Annotated in this window: 1 protein-coding gene; it reads left to right on the top strand. The window is 60.9% G+C overall.

The features are described 5' to 3' along the window. Positions 1–1109 (top strand): IS3 family transposase gene (locus BDK63_RS18320; protein ID WP_183334592.1). Its coding sequence is split into 2 segments (ribosomal slippage), with 1110 coding nucleotides annotated over them: positions 1–205 and positions 205–1109; the frame shifts between segments, so codons are not numbered across the junction. This gene is flagged as partial in the annotation. Between the last annotated feature and the right edge of the window lie 30 nt (positions 1110–1139).

Below are 1139 nucleotides of genomic sequence, written 5' to 3'. Positions count from 1 at the left end.
TACCGCGAGGAAGCTCTTGCCCTCGCTGACCGAGTGGGCACTGCCGCTGCCGCGCGTGAGCTGGGCCTGCAGCCCAGCCAACTCTACCAGTGGCGCGCCAAGGCCCAGCAGAAGAAGAACACCTCCGAGCGCGAGCAATCACTGGCTGATGAAAACGCCCGGCTGAAGCGGCAACTCGCTGAAATGTCAGAGGAACTGGCCATAACAAAAAAGGCCGCGGTGTACTTTGCGAAGAGCCTGAAGTGAAGTACGCCTTCATCCAGCAGCACCATCAGGCATTCAGTATCCAGCGAATGTGCGCTGTCCTCGGTGTGGCACGTAGCGGCTACTATGCTTGGCGACAGCGTGGTGGCAAACCGTCCCCGCGGCGCCGCCAGCAGGTCATCACCGACCAGCGTGTGGCCTTGGCCTTTCAGCAGCAAAAGGGGCGCTCAGGTGCCCCCAGGCTGACCCACGACCTGAACGATGCCGGTGTCGCCATCTGCCGCAATACCGTGGCGGCAAGCCTTCGGCGCCAGAATCTGCGGGCCAAGGCGGCTCGTAAGTACAAGGCCACCACGAACTCACGGCATAAGCTGCCCGTGGCGCCCAACCTCCTGAAACAGGACTTTGCTACGGAGGCACCCAACCAAAAATGGGTTGGCGACATCACCTACCTCGCGACGGGTGAAGGCTGGCTCTATCTGGCGGTGCTGATCGACTTGTACTCGCGCAAGGTCATCGGCTGGGCAATGAGCGAGCGGATGACCGCCGACCTGGTGGGTGATGCCCTGCAGATGGCCCTGTGGAGCCGCAAGATGCCCAAGGGCGTGATCGTTCACTCCGATCGCGGCAGCCAGTATTGTTCGACGCTGTATCAGTCGATGCTGACCCGCCACGAGCTCCAGTGCAGCATGAGCGCCAAGGGTAACTGCTACGACAATGCCTGTGCCGAGAGCTTCTTTCACAGCCTCAAGGTCGAAGCCATCCATGGTGAGCGATTCGAAACGCGGAAGGCCATGCGACGGCAGGTGTTCGAGTACATTGAACTGGACTACAACCGGCAGCGCCGGCACAGTGCGATTGGGATGATCAGCCCGGAGGCCTTCGAGGCCCGAATGATCGCTTAGATCGGTGTCCACCAATGCTGGGTAAGATCA

The organism is Halomonas campaniensis, from assembly GCF_014193375.1.
In the GTDB taxonomy this organism is placed as follows: domain Bacteria; phylum Pseudomonadota; class Gammaproteobacteria; order Pseudomonadales; family Halomonadaceae; genus Halomonas; species Halomonas campaniensis.
Note: the sequence above shows the minus strand (reverse complement) of the source record. Positions and strands in the feature narration are given on the sequence as shown.